At 58.5% G+C, this 1,160-nt stretch carries 1 protein-coding gene; it reads right to left on the reverse strand.

Features of this window, described 5'->3' with window-relative positions; translation table 11 throughout:
• The coding region (locus tag OKC30_RS20965; RefSeq protein WP_270670624.1) for an IS4 family transposase at nucleotides 1–1,095 on the reverse strand (1,095 nt) is incomplete at its 3' end.
• Between the last annotated feature and the right edge of the window lie 65 nt (nucleotides 1,096–1,160).

Below are 1,160 nucleotides of genomic sequence, written 5' to 3' on the forward strand. Positions count from 1 at the left end.
ATAGCCCTTTAAGCTCGCCGCCATCCTAACCATCTGATATCTCAGTAGGTTATAGGCCAATACCAAGCCCCATAGCTCCTGCCTTACTCCATCGGGTTTCTTGCTGCGCAGCGTCAGCCGGTGCTGTTGCAGGCTATGTTTCATCTCCCGATAGCCCAGCTCGATTTCCCAGCGATTCTGGTATAGCTCCATCAACTCGCTGGCCGGGAAGCGCAGCGGGTCGGTGAGCGAGGTCAGCACCTGCCGCTCCTTGCCGTTTACCGTCCGGGTCAGCAGCCGGGCTTCGAACTGCTCCGGCAACTCGCTCCACTTCTTCTTGGCCTGCGGACTGGCTCTGAGGCGTACCAGCACATCCTGCCGCCCCAGCTTGCGGATGACCTCGTATTGAGCCCCCTTTTTCAGCGGAATAAGCCAGTGACGCGCTACGCCCTGGCGTTGCCAGGCATGGAGTAACCCCAGTGAGTAGAAGCCCTTATCGAACAGGGTCAGGCTATTATCGGGTGTTTTTTCAATCAGTTGCTCTGCCAACACCATCTCGTTTACCGCACAGGAGTCCATCACTGTCTGGGTCAGCAGATGACTGGTCAGCTCCATCTGACACAACATGCGGACCTGGGGATATTGCGTCTCCCCCTGGACGGTTTTCGACTTGGCAAAGGCGCCGGCATTGTCCGGAGTATCGGGCGTGCGCCAGACCACCCCGTCCACGGCCAGCAGCTGCAAGCCGGCCCAGGTGGGGTGCTGACACAGCTGATGCCAGAGTGTGGCGGTCTGCTGGAACACCTGTCGAACGGCTTGGTCAGCCAGTTTTTGGCGCGCCTGGATGAAGGCGCTGGGGACGACAAACGGCCGGTCGCCGGGTAACAGGATATCGAGCTGGTTGGCCAGCTGGGCCATAGGGACATGACGAAACAAGGACATCCCGATAATGGCCCATAGCACCCGCTCCATGGGCATGCGCCGTCGGCGCAAGGAGACGGAGCCCGTCTCGGCCAAGCAAGCCTGCACCAGTTCAGGTGACAGCAGGTCAGACAGGGACTCAAACTTTCCGGGAGGACAGGCGTGAATGAAGTCGAGAGCTTGGTCGATACGCATAAAAAAATCCGAAACCCAACAAGGAGTTTCGGATTCTTACACAGCCTGAGGATCGGTCAATGGAT

The organism is Aeromonas sp. QDB18, assembly GCF_027705325.1.
GTDB lineage: Bacteria > Pseudomonadota > Gammaproteobacteria > Enterobacterales > Aeromonadaceae > Aeromonas > Aeromonas caviae.